At 37.5% G+C, this 18,747-nt stretch carries 15 protein-coding genes; 3 read left to right on the top strand and 12 right to left on the bottom strand.

Annotated features, from left to right (window positions below; translation table 11 throughout):
• Window positions 1-172: 172 nt before the first annotated feature.
• A complete protein-coding gene (locus STA7437_RS26510) occupies window positions 173-331 on the top strand; it encodes a hypothetical protein (RefSeq protein WP_015192778.1) in 159 nt (52 codons plus the stop codon).
• A 51-nt stretch (window positions 332-382) separates the two neighbouring features.
• Here STA7437_RS26510 and STA7437_RS07495 read toward each other — a convergent pair whose 3' ends face one another.
• Both STA7437_RS07495 and petM read right to left on the bottom strand, forming a co-directional pair.
• A complete protein-coding gene (locus tag STA7437_RS07495; RefSeq protein ID WP_015192777.1) occupies window positions 383-1,255 on the bottom strand; it encodes an alpha/beta fold hydrolase in 873 nt (290 codons plus the stop codon).
• 284 nt (window positions 1,256-1,539) lie between these two features.
• The gene (petM, locus tag STA7437_RS07490; protein WP_015192776.1) at window positions 1,540-1,653 is read right to left on the bottom strand and encodes a cytochrome b6-f complex subunit PetM; all 114 of its coding nucleotides are present in this window, start codon (window positions 1,651-1,653) and stop codon (window positions 1,540-1,542) included.
• 156 nt (window positions 1,654-1,809) lie between these two features.
• On the opposite strand from petM, the gene pdxA reads away from it, so the two are divergent.
• Complete coding sequence (gene pdxA / locus STA7437_RS07485) at window positions 1,810-2,856, top strand: 4-hydroxythreonine-4-phosphate dehydrogenase PdxA (protein WP_015192775.1); 1,047 nt, start codon at window positions 1,810-1,812, stop codon at window positions 2,854-2,856.
• Here pdxA and STA7437_RS07480 read toward each other — a convergent pair whose 3' ends face one another.
• The 10 genes from STA7437_RS07480 to STA7437_RS07435 all read right to left on the bottom strand — a co-directional run bounded on the left by STA7437_RS07480 (window position 2,857) and on the right by STA7437_RS07435 (window position 17,314).
• Window positions 2,857-3,267: a KH domain-containing protein gene (locus tag STA7437_RS07480; protein WP_015192774.1), complete on the bottom strand. Its 411-nt coding sequence runs from the start codon at window positions 3,265-3,267 to the stop codon at window positions 2,857-2,859. It lies immediately after the preceding gene.
• A complete protein-coding gene (gene rpsP, locus STA7437_RS07475; protein ID WP_015192773.1) occupies window positions 3,260-3,508 on the bottom strand; it encodes a 30S ribosomal protein S16 in 249 nt (82 codons plus the stop codon). Before rpsP ends, STA7437_RS07480 begins: the two co-directional genes overlap by 8 nt.
• A gap of 97 nt (window positions 3,509-3,605) precedes the next feature.
• The gene (ffh, locus tag STA7437_RS07470) at window positions 3,606-5,063 is read right to left on the bottom strand and encodes a signal recognition particle protein (protein ID WP_015192772.1); all 1,458 of its coding nucleotides are present in this window, start codon (window positions 5,061-5,063) and stop codon (window positions 3,606-3,608) included.
• Window positions 5,064-5,352: 289 nt separating this feature from the next.
• Window positions 5,353-7,623 carry a molybdopterin oxidoreductase family protein gene (locus tag STA7437_RS07465; RefSeq protein ID WP_015192771.1) on the bottom strand — a complete coding sequence of 757 codons (2,271 nt, stop codon included), beginning with the start codon at window positions 7,621-7,623 and terminating at the stop codon, window positions 5,353-5,355.
• Window positions 7,624-7,939: 316 nt separating this feature from the next.
• Complete coding sequence (locus tag STA7437_RS07460) at window positions 7,940-9,505, bottom strand: MFS transporter (RefSeq protein WP_015192770.1); 1,566 nt, start codon at window positions 9,503-9,505, stop codon at window positions 7,940-7,942.
• A 546-nt stretch (window positions 9,506-10,051) separates the two neighbouring features.
• Complete coding sequence (locus STA7437_RS07455; protein WP_041619233.1) at window positions 10,052-10,894, bottom strand: ABC transporter ATP-binding protein; 843 nt, start codon at window positions 10,892-10,894, stop codon at window positions 10,052-10,054.
• Window positions 10,895-10,968: 74 nt separating this feature from the next.
• Complete coding sequence (locus STA7437_RS07450) at window positions 10,969-12,975, bottom strand: ABC transporter ATP-binding/substrate-binding protein (RefSeq protein WP_015192768.1); 2,007 nt, start codon at window positions 12,973-12,975, stop codon at window positions 10,969-10,971.
• Between the two features lie 64 nt (window positions 12,976-13,039).
• Window positions 13,040-13,873, bottom strand: coding sequence for a nitrate ABC transporter permease (gene ntrB / locus STA7437_RS07445; RefSeq protein WP_015192767.1), 834 nt, complete (start codon window positions 13,871-13,873; stop codon window positions 13,040-13,042).
• A 176-nt stretch (window positions 13,874-14,049) separates the two neighbouring features.
• Window positions 14,050-15,381 (bottom strand): CmpA/NrtA family ABC transporter substrate-binding protein, encoded by a 1,332-nt coding sequence (locus STA7437_RS07440; RefSeq protein ID WP_015192766.1) that lies wholly within the window; start codon window positions 15,379-15,381, stop codon window positions 14,050-14,052.
• A 394-nt stretch (window positions 15,382-15,775) separates the two neighbouring features.
• A complete protein-coding gene (locus STA7437_RS07435; protein WP_015192765.1) occupies window positions 15,776-17,314 on the bottom strand; it encodes a ferredoxin--nitrite reductase in 1,539 nt (512 codons plus the stop codon).
• 418 nt (window positions 17,315-17,732) lie between these two features.
• On the opposite strand from STA7437_RS07435, the gene STA7437_RS07430 reads away from it, so the two are divergent.
• Window positions 17,733-18,722 (top strand): homoserine kinase, encoded by a 990-nt coding sequence (locus STA7437_RS07430; RefSeq protein WP_015192764.1) that lies wholly within the window; start codon window positions 17,733-17,735, stop codon window positions 18,720-18,722.
• Window positions 18,723-18,747: the final 25 nt, after the last annotated feature.

Here is an 18,747-nt window from a genome sequence, read left to right as displayed (position 1 = left end):
TTAAGCGAGCAAAGAGAATTAAATAAAAAAAATCTAACAAATGATAACTTGACAAATTCTTTACCTTAAAATGTCTTTTATAAAGAATAAGTAATTTTTTTTTCAGTAACAAGACTTACCTGTAACTTCGGAGTCATAATATTAATTAATAAAAAATAAATAAAATAAAACTATGCAAAGATTATCAGAATTGTGGTTAGATCTTCTTTTTGGATTGCTCTTGCTTTTCTTAACTAGTCAAGCAGCCGATTCTATTCATCAAAAAAATCAATTATCTCCTGTGGTTTTGCAGCAATCAGTTTTTCAGATAAGTGCTAATTATATTAAGTAAATTTAAGCAGCTTTTTAACTAAAAACTGAGCTAAATAATATTAATTTTTAATTAAACAACTAAAAAATTTCTTAAAGCTGAATAAGTTTCGTTGGGGGCTTCTTCAGGTAAAAAATGACCACAATTAAGCCCCTTTCCTTGAACATTAATTGCTTTAGCTGTCCAGCTTGCTAAAATATCATATTTTTTCCCAATTATGCCTTGTTTTCCCCATAAAACTAAAAGAGGACAAGTGATTTTTTGCTCTCTATTTAATTGGTCATGAATTGAATCGATACTAGCAGCAGCACGATAATCTTCACAGGTACTATGAATAGTTGCCCAATCGTCAAAATAAAGAAGATATTCTGCTATGGTTGCTTGGGTAAAAGCATCGTCTACTTTACTCCATTGACTCAAACAATGACGTAAAAAATATTCTGCATTATTACTAATTAAAGTTTCAGGAAAAGGATAGGGTTGAATTAAAAAAAACCAATGATAGTAAGCCGTAGCAAATTCGCGATCGCTATTGGCATAAAGTTCGTAGGTGGGTAAAATATCTAAAAGAGCTAATTTTTTAACTTTGGTAGGATAATCTAAAGTAAGACGATGAGCTACTCTTGCACCGCGGTCGTGACCAACTAAAGCAAATGTTTCATAACCTAATTGAAACATCACCTCAACTTGATCTTGTGCCATGACTCGTTTAGCATAGTTGCTATGATCTGGTTCTCCTGGTGGTTTAGAACTAGCACCATAACCTCGTAAATCAGTAGCAATCACAGTAAAATCCTCAGCTAATAAGTGAGCGATTTTATGCCACATCAAATGAGTTTGCGGATAACCATGCAGTAACAAAAGAGGTTCTCCTTGTCCACCAATAACTAAGTTAATTTTTGCCCCGCTAGTTTCAATCGTTTTGGTTTGAAAGTAATTAAACATTAGCCCAAACCTCCTGCTTCAGATGATTGGGTGGTAGGTAATAGTGTTTTAAACTGAAGCGATCGCTATTTATTGTTTTAATTCTAATTTTTTAAAAATAACAAACAATTACTGTATCTGTTGAAGTTTTCAGGCGGACACGCTTCCCGAAGGGTGGCGTAGCCTAGTACGTCGAAAACTAGCAGAGCGCTTTTGCTTTAGAGTTCATCCTTAAATTTTAAATAATAATAGATCGGTGCAATTGCTACCGATCCAATTTTAAGTTTTTATGATTGAATGATCTCTTATTCTGCTTCGCCACCTTGGATTTTTAGTAGTAAAAAGCCCCAAGCTAATCCTACTAAAATTAGAACGATACACAAAATCGCTCCGTTAAACAACATACTCTCTGCACTCATGATAGTCTCTCCGTATTGTTTATTAAAATGACTAAAATTAACTTTAAACTTAACTACTAAACACGCGAGTGCCTTAATAGTCAACCAGCTTAAACTCAATATTGGTATTGTAAATCATTAAGTAGTCTTGATTTTTAATTAATCGCTCTCTAAATTATGTCTCAACTTCCTCACTTAGCAATCACGCTCGGCGATCCTGCGGGAATTGGCGGAGAAATTATCCTCAAAGCTTTAGCAGATTCATCTATTACTGAAAATTGCTACATTACTATTATTGGTAATCGCGATTATTTACAAACTACCTATAAACATCTACAACAAAATAGTAATCTCAAGCCACAAGATTTAGCCAATCCAGAAAACCTAGATATTATTGATTTACCTAGTCCAACATCCCTTACTTTTGGTCAAGGTAATGTGGATACAGGTGCAGACAGTTTTAATTACTTACAAGAAGCAATTACTTTAACTTTACAAGGTAAATTTCAAGCTATAGTTACCGCACCTATTGCGAAATCTCTCTGGAAAGCAGCAGGATACAATTATCCAGGGCAAACAGAAGTTTTAGCAACTCGTGCAGGAGTAGATAAATTTGGGATGCTATTTGTCGCCAAATCTCCCCATACTAGTTGGACATTGCGAACCTTGTTGGCTACTACTCATATTCCCTTAGCTGAAGTACCATCTACTTTAAATCCGCAATTGATGTCCTTAAAACTAGATTTATTAATTGAATGTCTGCATCAAGATTTTGGTATAGAAAACCCAACTATTGCGATCGCAGGGTTAAATCCTCATAGCGGAGAAGCAGGACAACTTGGAGTTGAAGAAAAACAATGGTTACAATTTTGGTTAGAGGAGGAACGCGGAAAACGTCCCCAAACTCAATTAATTGGACTAATTCCCCCGGATACAATGTGGGTTCAACCTGGTCAAGCTTGGTATGGCAACTATGATTACCAAATTCAATCGCAAGCTGCTGATGCTTATCTTGCTTTGTATCACGATCAGGGTCTAATTCCTGTAAAGTTAATGGCTTTTGATCGGGCGATCAATACTACTATTGGTTTACCTTTTATTCGTACTTCTCCCGATCACGGTACTGCTTTTGATCTTGCAGGTAAAGGTATAGCTAATCCCAACAGCATGAAGGCAGCCATTCAATTAGGAGTAGAGCTAGCTACAATTAGAAACAAATGCTAGCTAACCACTCTGAGAACGCCGAAAACGGGTTTTTCCCATCGGCTTTTTGCCTTTAAAATTGTTTGGTCTGCGATCGCGATTTTGTCCACGATTTAAGGGATTGAAGTTAGGTTTGTCGTCTTGGTCGCTGTAGACATCCAAATAAATTGATTGACCTACAGCAGTAGCAGCCGTATTTAAAATCGTTCTAACTGCTTGAATGTTGCGACCACCCCTGCCAAAGACTTTACCCTTGTCGTTGAGATCAAAGGCTACCCTTAACCAAACTTTTTGTTTGCTGCTAATTTCTTCGCAATCAACTGACAAAGATTTTGGATCGTCTAAAAAAGGTTGAATCAGAAACTGAACCAGCCCAATATAATCTGGACTGGCATTGTTCTTTTTTTCAGACAAAGTTGTCTTGTTAGGCATGAACTTGTTCAAAAATTTTGGCTTTTTCGAGAATGTTCCGTACTGTATCTGTAGGTTGCGCTCCATCTTGGAGACGTTTCACAATTGCAGGAACGTTTAATCTAGTTTCATCTGTTCTAGGGTTGTAGAAACCTAACTCTTCGAGAGGACGACCATCTCTACGAGTTCTACTACTAATAGCTACAATTCGATAACTAACTTCTCTTTTTTTGCCGAATCGTTTTAAACGCAGTTTGACCATATTACCTCAAAATTCTCCTCTATGATTGTAAGCGATTTATCCAAAATTCCAAATTCCTAATTTAACTTCAGAAAATCATCATCAAGAATTTACAATCTTATAAAGAACCAAAACCTTTCTTTTTCTTGGTTTTTTTCTTCTTCTTAGAACCGCCTTGATAGCCTCGAAATCCAGGCATACCACCCATACCAGGCATTCCGCCCATACCAGGCATTCCGCCCATACCAGGCATACCACCCATACCAGGCATAGCAGGCATTCCTTTACCCATTTGTTGCATCAGCGATCGCATTCGGGTAAAATCTTTAATTAGTTTGGAGACATCAGTTTCTTCAAAACCAGAACCTTTAGCCACACGACGACGACGACTAGGAGACTGTGCCAGTAATTCAGGATTACTTTTTTCTTCTTTGGTCATCGAGTTGATCATTGCTTCGGTGCGTTTGAGTTGGGTTTCTCCTTTTTGTAAATCCGCACCACTAATTTTATTCATCCCAGGAATCAACTTCAGCACCCCACCCAAAGAACCCATATTCTTCAGTAAGCGCATTTGTTTGAGGAAGTCATTAAAATCAAATTTAGCTTCGAGAATCTTCGACTGCATATTTTCCATATCAGCCAAATCAATCTCTTCCTGAGCTTTTTCTACTAAAGTCAGAATATCTCCCATATTGAGAATACGGGAAGCTAGTCTATCTGGATAAAAAGGTTCTAATGCTTCTACTTTTTCCCCGACACCGACAAACTTAATCGGTTGTCCCGATACTTGTCTTACCGATAAAGCTGCACCACCACGACTATCACCATCTAATTTGGTCAGAATTGCCCCTGTAATGCCAATTTGTTCATGGAAAGTACGGGTAAGATTGGCTGCTTCTTGCCCAGTCATGGCATCTACTACTAATAAAGTATCATGAGGCTGAACGGTTTCTTTGATCTGAGCTAATTCTGCCATCATGTCTTGATCGATTTGCAATCGTCCCGCAGTATCAATCAACACCGTATCTACACCTAATTCTTTGGCTTTCTCAATTCCTTGGCGAGCAATTTCTACAGGATTGGCATCGGTTCCCATTTCAAACACAGGAACATTAATTTGTTTGCCTAAAGTTAACAACTGATTGATCGCAGCAGGACGATATACGTCTGTAGCGACCATTAAACAAGTTTGTTGTTGTTTTTGCAAATAAAGAGCTAATTTAGCAGTGGCGGTAGTTTTCCCTGTACCTTGTAAACCTGCCATTAGAATTATAGTAGGAGCTTTGTCGGCTTGTGCTAGAGGAACATTACTTTCCCCCATCACTTTGACTAACTCGTCATAGACAATTTTGATAAATTGTTGTCCTGGGTTTACTCCAGAGATGACTTCCGCACCATTAGCTTCCTTTTCAACTTCTGCAATAAAATTTTTAACTACTTGAAGGTTAACATCAGCTTCTAATAAAGCACGACGTACCTCTTTAAGAGCATCTTGGATATTAGATTTGCTGATTTTATCTTGACCGCGCAGTTTCTTCCACGCATCTTCTAAACGTTCTGCTAGAGCATCAAACATAAATTATCCCGTATTAATAGCTTGCTTATTACTTACTTGCTTTCCCCCATAGAAAGCATTTTAGACTACATTCTGTGTTTTTCTAGCAGCCATTCGCTTTATCAAACTTCTCTATTTTGTCTAAAAATTCTAGGTAAGAAATTTTAAGATTGGCATTAATTATAGCGTTTCTCGATCTATTGAGTTGATGGTTGATAGCTAATAGTTAATTGCTACTTTGATCCTTCATTTCACGTTTCTGAAGCTTCGCGCTTTTGTACAGACGTGTCGGCGACAAGGTAACTGAAATTTATACTGATACAGATTCTTTGGCTTTTTGTTGAAAAAGCGACCGCTCTTGTTGCAATTCTGGTTTAACAGGGATTAACTTTACTGCACAGGCTTTTAATTCTGGTTCAAGGGAAATGGGGCAAGCTTCTGGATGAGTAAGGACGTTAGCCTCAGCATTTTCTGCCCACAATGCTCCCCAGTGCATGGGTACAAAAACTGTTCCTGGCGCGATCGCTTTAGTAATTCTAGCAGGAAAAATTCCTTTACCGCGACGAGAATGAATTTCTATCAACATCCCTTCTTCAATTGCTAATTGTTCAGCATCACGGGGATGAATTTCTAAGAATGGTTGAGGTTGTTTTTTCATAATCTTTTCAATTCTTCCCGTCCGAGTCATGGTGTGCCAGTGTTCGTAAACTCGACCGACAGTTAATACGAAAGGATATTCATTGTTAGGAGGTTCTGCCAATCCTTTGGAGTGGAAAGCTGCAAATTTTGCCCTACCGTCAGGAGTGTTAAAGATTCCGTCGGTATAGAGACGTTTTGCTACTTTTTCCTGTTTCTTTTCTTTAAACAAAGCGGAAAAAATGCCAGTTTCTTCTGCTTCACCCTTTCTCCCTATCTCCCCCTCTTCCTCCAGGGGACAGGGCCATTGAATTGGGCCTTGTTGTTGTAAACGTTGATAACTCAAGCCTGTGACATCACAAGGGCGGTCGCGTGTTAATTGCACAAATTCGGCGTAAACTGCTTCAGAATTAGTAAAATTAAACTCTTGAGTAAATCCCAAACGACGACCAACTTCAGCGAAGATTTCCCAATCTGCTTTAGCTTCTCCTGGAGGCTCACGAAATTGCGGGCAAAGCGTAACTACTCGTTCTGAATTTGTCATTGTTCCTGTTTTTTCGCTCCATTGAGCAGCAGGTAACAAAATATGAGCATAAGCAGAAGTTTCGGTGGGATAGTAAGCGTCTTGATAAACTGTCAAAGGCGATCGCATTAAAGCTTGTTTGGTTCGTTCTAGATCGGGCATACTAACAGCAGGATTGGTTGCAGCGATCCACAATAAACCTACTGTTCCTGTTTCTAACCCTGTAATCATACTCCAAGCATCTTTACCTGGATTAGGAGAAATACTTCCTGGTGTTAAACCCCATAATTGTTCTACTTCTGCTCGATGTTGAGGATTTTTAACTACACGATAACCAGGTAGAATATGGGCAAGTCCTCCTGCTTCTCTTCCACCCATTGCGTTTGGTTGTCCAGTCAGGGAAAAAGGACCAGCACCTGGTTTACCGATATTTCCCGTCATTAAATGCAGATTAATAATGGTTCTAACTTTTGCCGTGCCTTCGGAAGATTGGTTGACTCCCATCGACCACAAAGAAAGTACTCTTTCCGACTCTCCCCAATAACGAGCAGCTTGTTCAAGTAGATCGATGCGAATTCCACATTTTCGAGCGACGACTTCAGGGGGATAATGTTGAATTACCTCGGTATATTGAGAAAAACCTTGAGTACATTCGTCAATAAATAAAGTATCGAGATAACCCCAACGCAGCAACAGATGAGCGATACCATTGAGTAAATCGATATCTGTACCTGGTTTAATCGCTAAATGTAGATCGGCAGCTTCAGCAGTAGGAGTACGACGAGGATCGACAACGATCATTTTTACTTTACGGTTCTTTTTATGATGAACTCGCAAGCGATTAAACACAATTGGATGACACTCAGCCGTATTGGTTCCAATTAAAAAAGCACAATCGGTTAACTCTAAATCATCGTAACAGCAGGGAGGACCATCCGAACCAAAACTTTGGGTATATCCTGCTACTGCCGAAGACATACACAGACGGGAGTTGGCGTCAAAATTATTAGTACCTAAACAACCCTTGAGCAGTTTTTGAGCAATATAATAGTCTTCGGTTTGAAATTGTCCAGAACCATACATACAGATAGAGTCTGAACCTTGAGTAGTTCTAAGTTCTTGAATCCGATTAACAATTTTTTCTAAAGCTTCATCCCAACTAGCGCGACGAAAAGGCTGATCCAAAGACTCTCTGATCATTGGATACTTGAGACGGTTTTTATCGAGAGATTCTGCGATTGTACCACCTTTAACACATATTTTACCTTGACTAGAGGGGTGAGAGCGATCGCCTCTAACTTGCCAAATCGGATTACCTTGCTGATCTCGATTAGTGGCTTTACCTGGTTGTGCTGGAGGTAAGACTTCTAAGCCACAACCTACACCGCAGTATGGACATAATGTTTTGGTTGGTTCGGTCACTTTGCTTCTCTCCAATTCATTAATGGCAAGTTGGCTCTTGGGAATTTATGTAACTTAATCAAATTTTTTTACGATAATTTCAAGCTCAATTACAAGCAATTTTTTTTATAAAAAAAAGTAATAAATGTTATTTTCTTTTTAAATCAATAAGATTTCTGATTTTATAAATTTTAAATATAAACATTATTTTTCTTTGTTTTTGTTATCAACAAACATTTTTGAGTAAATATCAAGTAATTCAAACAATCTTCAAAAATTAGTAGAGTAGGCAATGCCCACGCTACTAATAAAAATTTCTTCCCCAGGCTTTCTTCTGTTAAAATTTAATTTCTGTGTGCATGGTTGGAGTTTCTACAACTTCTTCTTCCCCTTCATGATGTTCAGCAAAAGAGCCTTTAGGTTCTTTAAGTATTAAAAAACATAAACCCGCAACAATTAAAGCAGCTACTCCCATAATTTGAAAGAAATAAGTATTAGATTGTGCCAAAATTGCTGGTGAAGGTTCTGTTCCGCCTCCTAACCAAGTAGGCAGCAAACTATAAATAGTTAAATAAGCCACCGCACCAACGTTGCCATAAGCACCTACATTTCCTGCAATTTGACCAGTAACTCGGCGTTTAATCAAAGGAACAATCGCAAATGTAGAACCTTCTCCTGCTTGAACAAAGAAAGAGCAAGCCATCGTTAAAATTACGGCAAAAGGTAACCACCAACTATTGCCAACTGAACCAAGCATCAGATAACCGATACCCATTCCAGCAGTAAGGACAGCCATTGTTAGTTTACGACTACCTAGTTTATCGGAAATCAAACCACCACCAGGACGTGCAGCTAAGTTCATAAACGCATAACTAGCAGCAATCATTCCTGCTTGAGCTTTTGAGAGAACAAAAGTACCTTCAAAAAACGCAGGCAACATTGAAACCACAGCTAATTCAGAACCAAAGTTAACTAAATAGGTAAGTTCGAGGATAGCAACTTGAGAGAAATTGTAGCGGTCATCAGCAGGATAACGTTTTTTACCACTTAAGAGATCTTTGTTAACACTCCAGCAATTATAAGCTTGAAACAGGTATAAACCCAGTAAACCAATCCAGACAAGATACATAGTTTCTGTGCCATATAACTGGACTTTCATCAAACGCCAAGCGAGCAACATCAAAATTCCAGTTAAGGGAATGTTCATCAGCATCAAAAACCAAAAGTCTCTCTTAGTAGTAACTTCTAACCCTCTAGCACTTCGTGGTCTACGATATACTTTTCCTGGAGGAGTATCTTGAACGTTAAAGAAGTAGAGTATGCCATAGAGAGCAGCAATAATACCTGTTCCAGCGATACAACCACGCCAGTTGAGTAAAGCTTCTCCTGTAGTTGGGTTAGTTGCACCTAAAGCAATCCAAGCACCGATTGTTGGTAAAGTAAAAGCAGCAGCAGCAGAACCAAAATTACCCCAACCACCGTACACACCTTCGGCTAAACCTATTTCTTTGGGTGGAAACCATTCTGCTACCATACGGATGCCAATCACAAAACCTGCACCAACGATACTTAGTAGTAAACGAGAAACTACCAACTGAGTAAAAGTTTGTGAGGCAGCAAAGATTAAACAAGGAATAGCTGCATAGATTAATAAAAGAGAATAAGTTTTTCTTGGACCGACTTTATCTAGCAACATTCCGATTAAAATTCTGGCTGGTACTGTTAGAGCAACATTACAAATAGCCAAAGTTTTGATTTGAGCATCTGTTAAACCTAAATCTGCTTGTACCGAGGTTGCTAAAGGTGCTAAATTAAACCAAACTACAAACGATAGAAAGAACGCAAACCAGGTCATGTGTAAGATTTTATATCTACCCCTGAATTGCCACATTTCTCCAAGCATTTTTACCTTCCTTCAGGTTAACGAACTAGATTTGAAACTATTTTTGGGTCAACAATAATACTGTTTAAGCTTTAAATTAGTCAGAAATTATTTTTCTGATTACTAATAGTTGATGATGAATCTTGAACCATGAGAATTTTTTCTTATTCAAGTAAAAAAAATCTTTAAAAACTACAAGCTTTTTGGTGTATCTTAAATCAACTATTTATCTGAGCGTGCGATACTAGATTCACACGATTAAATGAAGTTTTTCGTATATTTAGTTACAAAAAAATCTTACTTAGGGAATTTTGATGTCTTATTAGCATAAGTTAAATTACTAAATTGCATAATAATTTTGCAGGCAGTTGATACAGTTCAAAAAGAAAAAATGACACTATAAGTTGAACTCAGTGCCATTCACAATCAGTCAAGATTGAGTTAAAAATTCTTTGGTAAATTCAAAAAATAATAATAACTATTGCCTACTTTATTTCTATAGTAATTCTTAAAATTTGGCAGAGCCACTATTGTCTCCTTTTCGTTTTCTGCACCACTTAGCCTGGATTATTCCAAAGCATCATCATGGGCAAAACGACGATAGAGAAAATCTAGAGCATAATTACGCAGTTCAAAATATTGAGTATTTTCCATTAACTTCATGCGATCGCGAGGACGAGCAAAAGGAATTTCGATAATTTCTCCAATCTTGGCAGCAGGGCCGTTAGTCATCATTACCAAACGATCTGATAAAAATAAGGCTTCATCGATATCATGAGTAATCATGAGTACTGTACAGCGATGATCTTGCCAGATTTTGAGCAATTCTTCTTGCATTTCTTCCCTGGTAATGGGATCTAATGCTCCAAAAGGTTCGTCCATAATTAAAACTTCAGGACGAGTTGCCAAAGCACGAGCGATCGCGACTCTTTGTTTCATGCCTCCAGAAAGTTGACCTGGTTTTTTATTAGCTGCTTCGCTTAAACCTACTAATTCTAAGTGTTCTAAAGTGATTTCTTTTTTTTCTTGGCGAGATTTATGTTTATAAACTTGTTCGACGGCTAAATAAACATTTTCATAAGCAGTTTTCCAGGGTAAAAGGGAATAGTTTTGAAAAATTACCATTCTTTCAGGGCCTGGCTTAGTAATGGGTTGATTTCTTAAACGAATCTCTCCGATACTCGGTTTATTTAATCCCGATACCATACTTAGAAGAGTCGATTTACCGCAACCAGAGTGACCGATGACGCAGATAAATTCTCCTTCTTTGACACTGAAGTTGACATCTTCTAAAACTGTGTAACTTCCTTTAGCAGTGGGATAAATTTTGGCAACACCATCAAATTCTAAGAAATTTGCTGAAGTAGAAGATGAGAGTTGATTTTCAACACTATTGTTTAAAGTCGGCATTAAATTCATTTGAGTAATTAGAATAAATAATTATGTGTCTGTTGTAGATGTACGTCATCAATGACACCTACTTCTTAAGCTACTTCTGTGGGGATGAGATCGATTTGAACCTCTTCAACTCGAATTTCTCGTTTAATTTTTAGTCCTTGGAGATATTCAAGGGGATTATCAGGATTAAATACACTACCATCAAATAATTGGAAAGAAGTTCTTTCTGGTGCTAAACCAGGCAAGTTTAATTGTCTAGCTGCTTCAGAATAAACATCAGTTCTTCTTACTCTATCTACAATTTCAATCCAGTTACGAGGGAAAGGTAGTATTCCCCAACGTGCCATCTGGACTAAAATCCACAGTCCTTCTACACGACTAGGATAGTTGGTTTTATTCAGGTAAAATTCATTGTATTTAGGCAACAATTGAGACGGTTCACCTGTGCCTCGGTTATATGCGTCAAGAAAACCAGGACGAATATATTCTGGTGCAGAACCTACATACTGGGGTTGAGAAATTAATTGAACAATTTCTTCACGATGACGACGATCATCACAATATTGACAAGCTTCCATCAAGGCTTTAATTAAAGCTAAATGAGTTTCTGGATATTGATTTGCCCAATCTTCCCGAACTCCTAACACTTTTTCTAAATAATTCGGCCAAATATCCAAATCTGTAGCAATGACAAAACCAATATTTTCTTGAACCGCTTGAGAATTCCACGGTTCTCCTGCACAGTAACCATCGATCTTGCCTGCTTTAAGGTTAGCTACCATCTCGGCAGGAGGAATCACAACTAAGTTCACATCACGATCTGGATCGATTCCATCAGCAGCTAACCAGTAACGTAGCATCAAATTGTGCATCGATGCGTCATCTACCATCCCCAAGGTGTAAACTCGGTCAGAATCTATAGCGATCGCTTTTTTGAAATCGGCTAAGGTACGTACTCCTCTTTCATAAAACTCTTTGCTCAGAGTAATTGCATTGCCGTTATGGGATAAGGTTAAAGCAGTCACTGTCGGTACTGGTGTATTATTATTCATCCCAATTGTTAAGGCCAGAGGCATACCTGCAACCATTTGGGCAGCATCTAATTTACCGCTAGTTACTCCAGACGCGATCGCACTCCAACTAGATTCTTTGACTAGATTGACTCCCGTTAAACCATGTTTGGCAAAGAAGCCTTTTTCTTGAGCTACGATGAGGGGAGCGCAGTCTGTTAGAGGGATAAAACCAAGCTCTAGGTTAGCTTTTTCTATGCCATGACTGGATATCACCGCAGGAGCTTTAGTTTGGCGTTTTTTGGCTTTTTTCTGTTGATTAAGGAAGTAAACAATTTCACTGCGTAGAGGGTAGTAATTAGGATGATTAACTACTTCTAGGCGATTTCTGGGACGAGGAATATTAATGTTGAGAATCTGTCCGATATGAGATTCAGGGCCATTAGTTAACATGACAATGCGGTCGGCGAGTAATAAAGCTTCATCCGCATCATGAGTTACCATCAGACAAGTAACTTGATGTTCCTGACAGATTTTCATCAACTGTTCTTGCAAACTACCTCTAGTTAAGGCATCTAAAGCCCCAAAAGGTTCATCCAACAACAGTAACTTCGGACGAATTGCCAAAGCACGAGCGATCGCAACTCTTTGTTTCATGCCTCCAGACAGTTCCGAAGGATGTTTATCGGCTGCATGACGCAGGTTAACCATATCGATATGTTCTTCGACTATCGCACGGCGATCGCGGTCTGATTTATGAGAGTATACTTGATTAACAGCTAAAGAAATATTTTGTCGGACAGTCTTCCAAGGAAGTAAAGAATAGTTTTGAAAGACTACCATGCGATCGGGACCTGGTTGTTTAACTTGTTTATTTTCCAAAATAATTCCACCCTGAGTGGGTTTATCTAACCCTGCGACAATATTGAGCAAAGTAGACTTACCACAGCCAGAATGTCCTAGTAAACAAACAAATTCCCCTTGTTTAATTTCCAGATGAATATTTTTGAGGGCGATATATCTTCCCCCATCCGCGAGAGGAAAGACTTTATCAACGTGATCTACTTCAAGAAATGCAGTCATTATTTATCAGTTAGAAGTGATTGATTATTAAAAAGTAATAGGTAATCTGTTTTTTTACTTTTATTTACTGTTGTTGCTCAGAAGGAACTACGACTGAAGCAATCCAAGCAATCAAGCGATCAAGCAGTAAACCAACTAAACCCACATAAATCAAAGCCACAATAATTTCACTTAATTGAGAACTGTTGTAAGAGTCCCAAATAAAGAAACCAATTCCTACACCACCAACCAACATTTCTGCTGCTACGATCGCTAACCAAGAAAGACCAATCCCAATTCTTAAACCTGTAAAAATGTAAGGAACGGCAGCAGGGAACATAATTTCCCAAAAATACTTAGTTCCAGACAAACGTAAAACTTTAGCTACGTTTTTATAATCTTGAGGTATTTGCTGTACCCCTACCGTAGTATTAATAATAATTGGCCAAATTGCCGTAATAAAAATCACAAAAATTGCCGAAGGATTAGCTTCTTGAAACGCAGCTAAAGCGATCGGTAACCAAGCTAAAGGCGGTACAGTTCTTAATACTTGAAAAATAGGATCCAATGCATCATACATAAAAGCATTAGAACCGATTAAAATTCCTAATCCAATTCCTACTACAGCAGCCAAAGTATAACCAATTGCTACTCTTTGTAAGCTAGCTATGATTTGCCAAAATAAACCTTTGTCTGTACCTCCGTTATCAAAAAAAGGATTAAAAATTAGATTAGCTGTATCCTGAAAAGTTTTTAAAGGACTCGGTAAATTAGCATCGGGACTACTACACAAAACCTGCCAAAGAGTCAAAATAAACAGAATTGCACAAAGAGGAGCGAGTAATTTCCTAGGTGGATTTTTAATCAGAGATACAAAAAAATTAGGTTTCCCAACGGTATTGTTTAGATTAGCTGTCATGATTGAGAGAAAAAGAAAGTGTATTTACTTGTCGTGGATTGACACAACTCAAATAGTGCAATAACATTTGTTTTTACCGATAACTATCTGTGTTCATCAGTGGACTTTTTCTATTGCATCAAATTAGGTGTATCAATCTAATAGGTGAGCAATTACCCACCTCAGCTAGATCAGACTTAAACTTTTTTAATTTTCAAACTGTCTAAATAGGCTTTAGGATTTTCGGGATCGAATTTAACTCCATCAAAGAAAGTTTCGACACCACGAGAATCACTCGTAGGGATTTGTGCATCGGGTACTTTAATTGCTTTAGCTGCTTCTTTCCATATATCAGAACGATTTACCTTATCTACCAAAGCTTTAGTATCTGTATTGGCAGGCAGATACCCCCAACGAATATTTTCGGTTAAAAACCACAAATCATGACTCTTGTAAGGATAAGAAGCGTTATCTTTCCAGAATTTCATAGCGATATCGGGATTGTCTACTGTCCGTCCATCACCATAAGTAATTTTGCCCTGAGATCTTTCAATAATATCTTCGGCTGGTACTTTAAACCATTTATCTTGAGAAACGATTTCGCACATCTCCTGAACATTTTCTGGTTTATCACACCATTGTTGTGCTTCTAAAACTGCTTTGAGTAAGGCTTTGGCAGCTTTTGGATTTTTGTCTACCCAATCAGCACGCATAGCAAAAGCTTTTTCTGGGTGATTTTTCCATAATTCTCCAGTAACCAATGCAGTATAACCTTGTTCTTGATTAACTAATTGAGCATTCCAAGGTTCACCTACACAAAAAGTTTCCATTGCCCCAATCTTCATATTGGCAACCATTTGAGGAGGGGGAACTGGTACTACAGAAATATCTTTTTCAGGATTGATTCCACCAGCAGCTAACCAATAACGCATCCACAAATCGTGAGTCCCGCCAGGAAAAGTAATTGCTGCATTAAGTTCTTTATTACTGGCTTTAGCTTGAGCAAAAACCTGTTTCATTTTGGAACTGTCTAAGCCTACTTTTAAATCTAAATAGTCTTCACTGACAGAAATTGCCTGACCATTAGTATTTAATCTTGCCAAGATGTACATGGGTACAGGCTGTTTAGTAATCTTGCCCAAAGTCATCAAATAAGGCATAGGACTTAGAATATGCGCCCCGTCAATTCCGCCTCCTTGTGAACCGAGTTCAATGTTATCCCTAGTAACTGGCCAAGAAGCTTGTTTGAGAACTTCTACCTCTGTCATTCCGTATTTAGCAAAAAGCCCTTTTTCTAAAGCAATAATTAGGGGTGCAGAGTCAGTTAAAGCAATAAACCCTAATTTAGCACTGGTAACTTCTGGAGTTTCTTCAGGACTGAGATTTGCTACTGGTGTTGCACTAGGTGTAGATTCGGCTGAATTACCACCAGAATTATTACTAGAAGAAGTACAACCATGAACTAAAAAAGTACCAGCAGCAGTTGCTCCAGCAGTAAAAATAAATCTACGACGAGAGAGTTTGGACATAGAAATTACAGAGGAATTATTATGAATTAATTGACAATTGAAATTAAGAACTGAATTTTTTATTTAGATGTATCTAAGGAAAAATAATGAAAGTTATGTGTTGTTATTTCCCAATTTGTCTTGGTATGTTGAGTACAAATTTTATAGAAGTTTTTCCATTTGTGTCGGTGTAGCTTTTTCAAATTATGATTTTATTTCCTTCCTTTTTTTAGTTAATCTGAGCTACTAGAATCACATTCTTAAATTAAATTTTTAGTATTGATTGTTACAAATTATTACCAAAAATGCATTTTTAACATCAAAAAAATTTTTATTTTGCATAAAACTCAAAAACTTTCCGAATAGTCCAAAGTCTGGGAAATCCCAGACAATGTAAACTAATAATCAATGAGGTTTAAAATGAGCGAGATTTAGCACCAAACTTGTCAATTAAAATATCTCGCAATACTGATTTGAGATCGTCACAAGCAATTCCTTTTTGAACACAAGTACCGAGTTCAGCATCTTTGCCAACTTTACCGCCCATGTAGAGATCGACTCCTTCAACGGTTTTACCATCTTTGCGTACTTTAGTCCCCATTAAACCAATATCTGCTACTTGGGGTTGACCGCAGGAATTAGGACAACCAGTCCAGTGAATGCGGACTTTATTTGGTAATTCCAATTCTGCATCTAATTCTCTTGCTAAAGCCAAAGCTCGATTTTTAGTCTCTACTAAAGCAAAATTACAAAATTGCGCGCCAGTACAAGAAACTAGGGTTCTTTCGAGCGGTTTTGGTTCAAGAGTAAATTTTTCTAAAATAGGTTCGGCTAAAAAGGCTTCCAGATTTTCATTCGGAATATTAGGAATAATGACATTTTGTTCTACAGTTAAACGAATTTCTCCGTTACCGTATACTTCTGCTATTCTTGCCAAGTCAAACATATCTTGGGCGTAGAATCTACCGATTGGTACGTGCATTCCCACATAATTCAAACCTGGTTGTTTTTGTGAAAATACGCCAAGATGATCTCTTTTTTCCCAATCAAGAGCATCTTCTGGAGCAGCCGTATCTAGCGTATGCCCTAATTGAGCTTCTACCATAGCACGAAACTTATCAATGCCCCATTCATCAATCAGCCACATTAATCTTGCTTTTTGACGATTAGAGCGTAAACCATGATCTCGATAAACTGTTAGAATAGCTCGACATAGTTCGACAACATCTTGATTTGGTGCAACCCAAACATTAAGAGGAATGGCTGCTTCACAACGTTTAGCCGAGAAAAATCCACCAACTAGGACATTAAAACCTAATTGACCTTCTTTATAAGCTGGAACAAAAGCAATATCATTAATTTCGGCATGAACCGAATTATCTCTACCACCTTCGATCGCAATATTAAATTTGCGTGGTAGATTTGTAAAATCATAATTACCTTGACCTTGATTGGTAATCATATCTTGAACTTGTTGAACTAGTTCACGAGTATCGATCAATTCATCAGCGTCAATTCCTGCCATTGGGGAACCAGTAATGTTACGCACATTATCCATTCCTGATTGCACCGAGGTTAAACCTACTGCTTGAAAACGAAGGAAAATATCAGGTACGTCTTCTAAACGAATTCCTCTTAGTTGCAGATTTTGTCTAGTCGTGATGTCTGCGTTCCCGTCTTCACCATAACGTTCGATGACTTCTGCTAGTACGTTCATTTGTTCACTAGTAATAATTCCGTTGGGGATTCGCATCCGCAACATAAATTTTCCAGGTGTGACAGGACGATAAAATACTCCTACCCATTTAAGACGATGTTGTAAATCTGTCTCATCCATTGCTTCCCAACCAAGTTGGGCAAATTTTTCTAGTTCGTCTTTGACAGCTAATCCATCTTTTTCAGATTTAAAAGCCTCAAATTTGTTCATTTTGGTTGGTTTTGCAGTTGCTACCACTTTTATTCTCCTCAAATAATTGTATTTTGAGCAAATTTATGAGATTTGATTACTATGCAAATTTGTTAATTTCTTTGATTTAAGTTGATTAGAACTGATGAACAACTTAATTTTTGCTAATTTTAAATCTACAAATAACAGCTACTTTGATGTGTTTTCTGCTCGCTAAAAACATTAATGTGTTTATTTAATGGCAAAGAGATAGGGTAATTTTGTATTTTTTGTAACTAATTGCTAGTAGCTATGTAGTTTACGAAATTTGATTTTGCTTTTTTTGCATTAAAACTTAGATAACTGTTGTACAGACGTTCCATGGAACGTCTCTACTGGTAACTGTAAAAACGGTATCTATAAATACGCAAATAAAATTTTAAGACTAGTAATTTATTTACTAACAGGAAGAGTCTAATTATTTTTTATGACTCCAGATGTTTTTCCAGTCATTTACTCTACCCTTGCTCCCCAAGCATTAGTAAGTCAAGTTATTTGTCAATATGAACTTGAAACAGTAAGTCAATGTTTATTGTGGCATCGAGGTTTGAGTGATGTTTATTTGATCCAAACGATCGCAGCACAATATATTCTGCGAGTATCTCATCATCATTGGCGTTCTGGTGCAGATATTCAATTTGAATTAGAATTACTCGATTTTTTACATCAAAATTATCTTCCTGTGGCTTATCCTTTGAAAACTAAAGAGGGAAAGTTATTTGTCACTATTCGGGCTTTAGAAGGCGATCGCTATGCTGCTTTATTTCCTTATGCACCTGGTACAATTCCTTTAGGAGATCTCAATGTGACCCAAAGTCAAATTTTAGGGGAAACTTTAGCCAAAATCCATCAAACTGCCAGTGATTTTCAACCTGCTATTAATCGTCAACCTTTGACTCTGGAATACTTATTAACTAATTCTTTCAAAATTATTGCGCCTCTACTGAAACATAGAACAGAAGATTTGATTTATTTAGAAAATGCGATCGCAAAAATCCAAACTCAATTACAAGATTTTCCTAGAGAATTTCCTCTGTGGGTAGTTTGTTGGGGCGATCCTCATAGTGGTAATGTTCACTTCACGGAAAATAATCAGGTGACACTGTTTGACTTTGATCAGTGTGGTTATGGTTGGCGAACTTTTGATTTGGCTAAATTTTTGCAAGTATCTCTCAGTGCGGGAATTAGTAGACAAGTTCGAGATGCTTTTTTATCGGGTTATCAAAGTGTTCAAACTTTATCAGAGTATGAATTAAATTCGTTACAAGCTTTTACTCAAACTGCCCAAATTTGGGTGTGGGCAATTGGCATTCAAGCAGCACCAATTCATAGTTGGTGTAGATTAGATGATAGTTATATCAATAAACGTCTTCAATTGCTAAAAAGATTGACTTCTAAAGATTGGCAATTATTTTGAGAGCAAAAGTAAATAAATACTTCAG

It is taken from the genome of Stanieria cyanosphaera PCC 7437, assembly GCF_000317575.1.
Taxonomy (GTDB): Bacteria; Cyanobacteriota; Cyanobacteriia; order Cyanobacteriales; family Xenococcaceae; genus Stanieria; species Stanieria cyanosphaera.
Note: the sequence above shows the minus strand (reverse complement) of the source record. Positions and strands in the feature narration are given on the sequence as shown.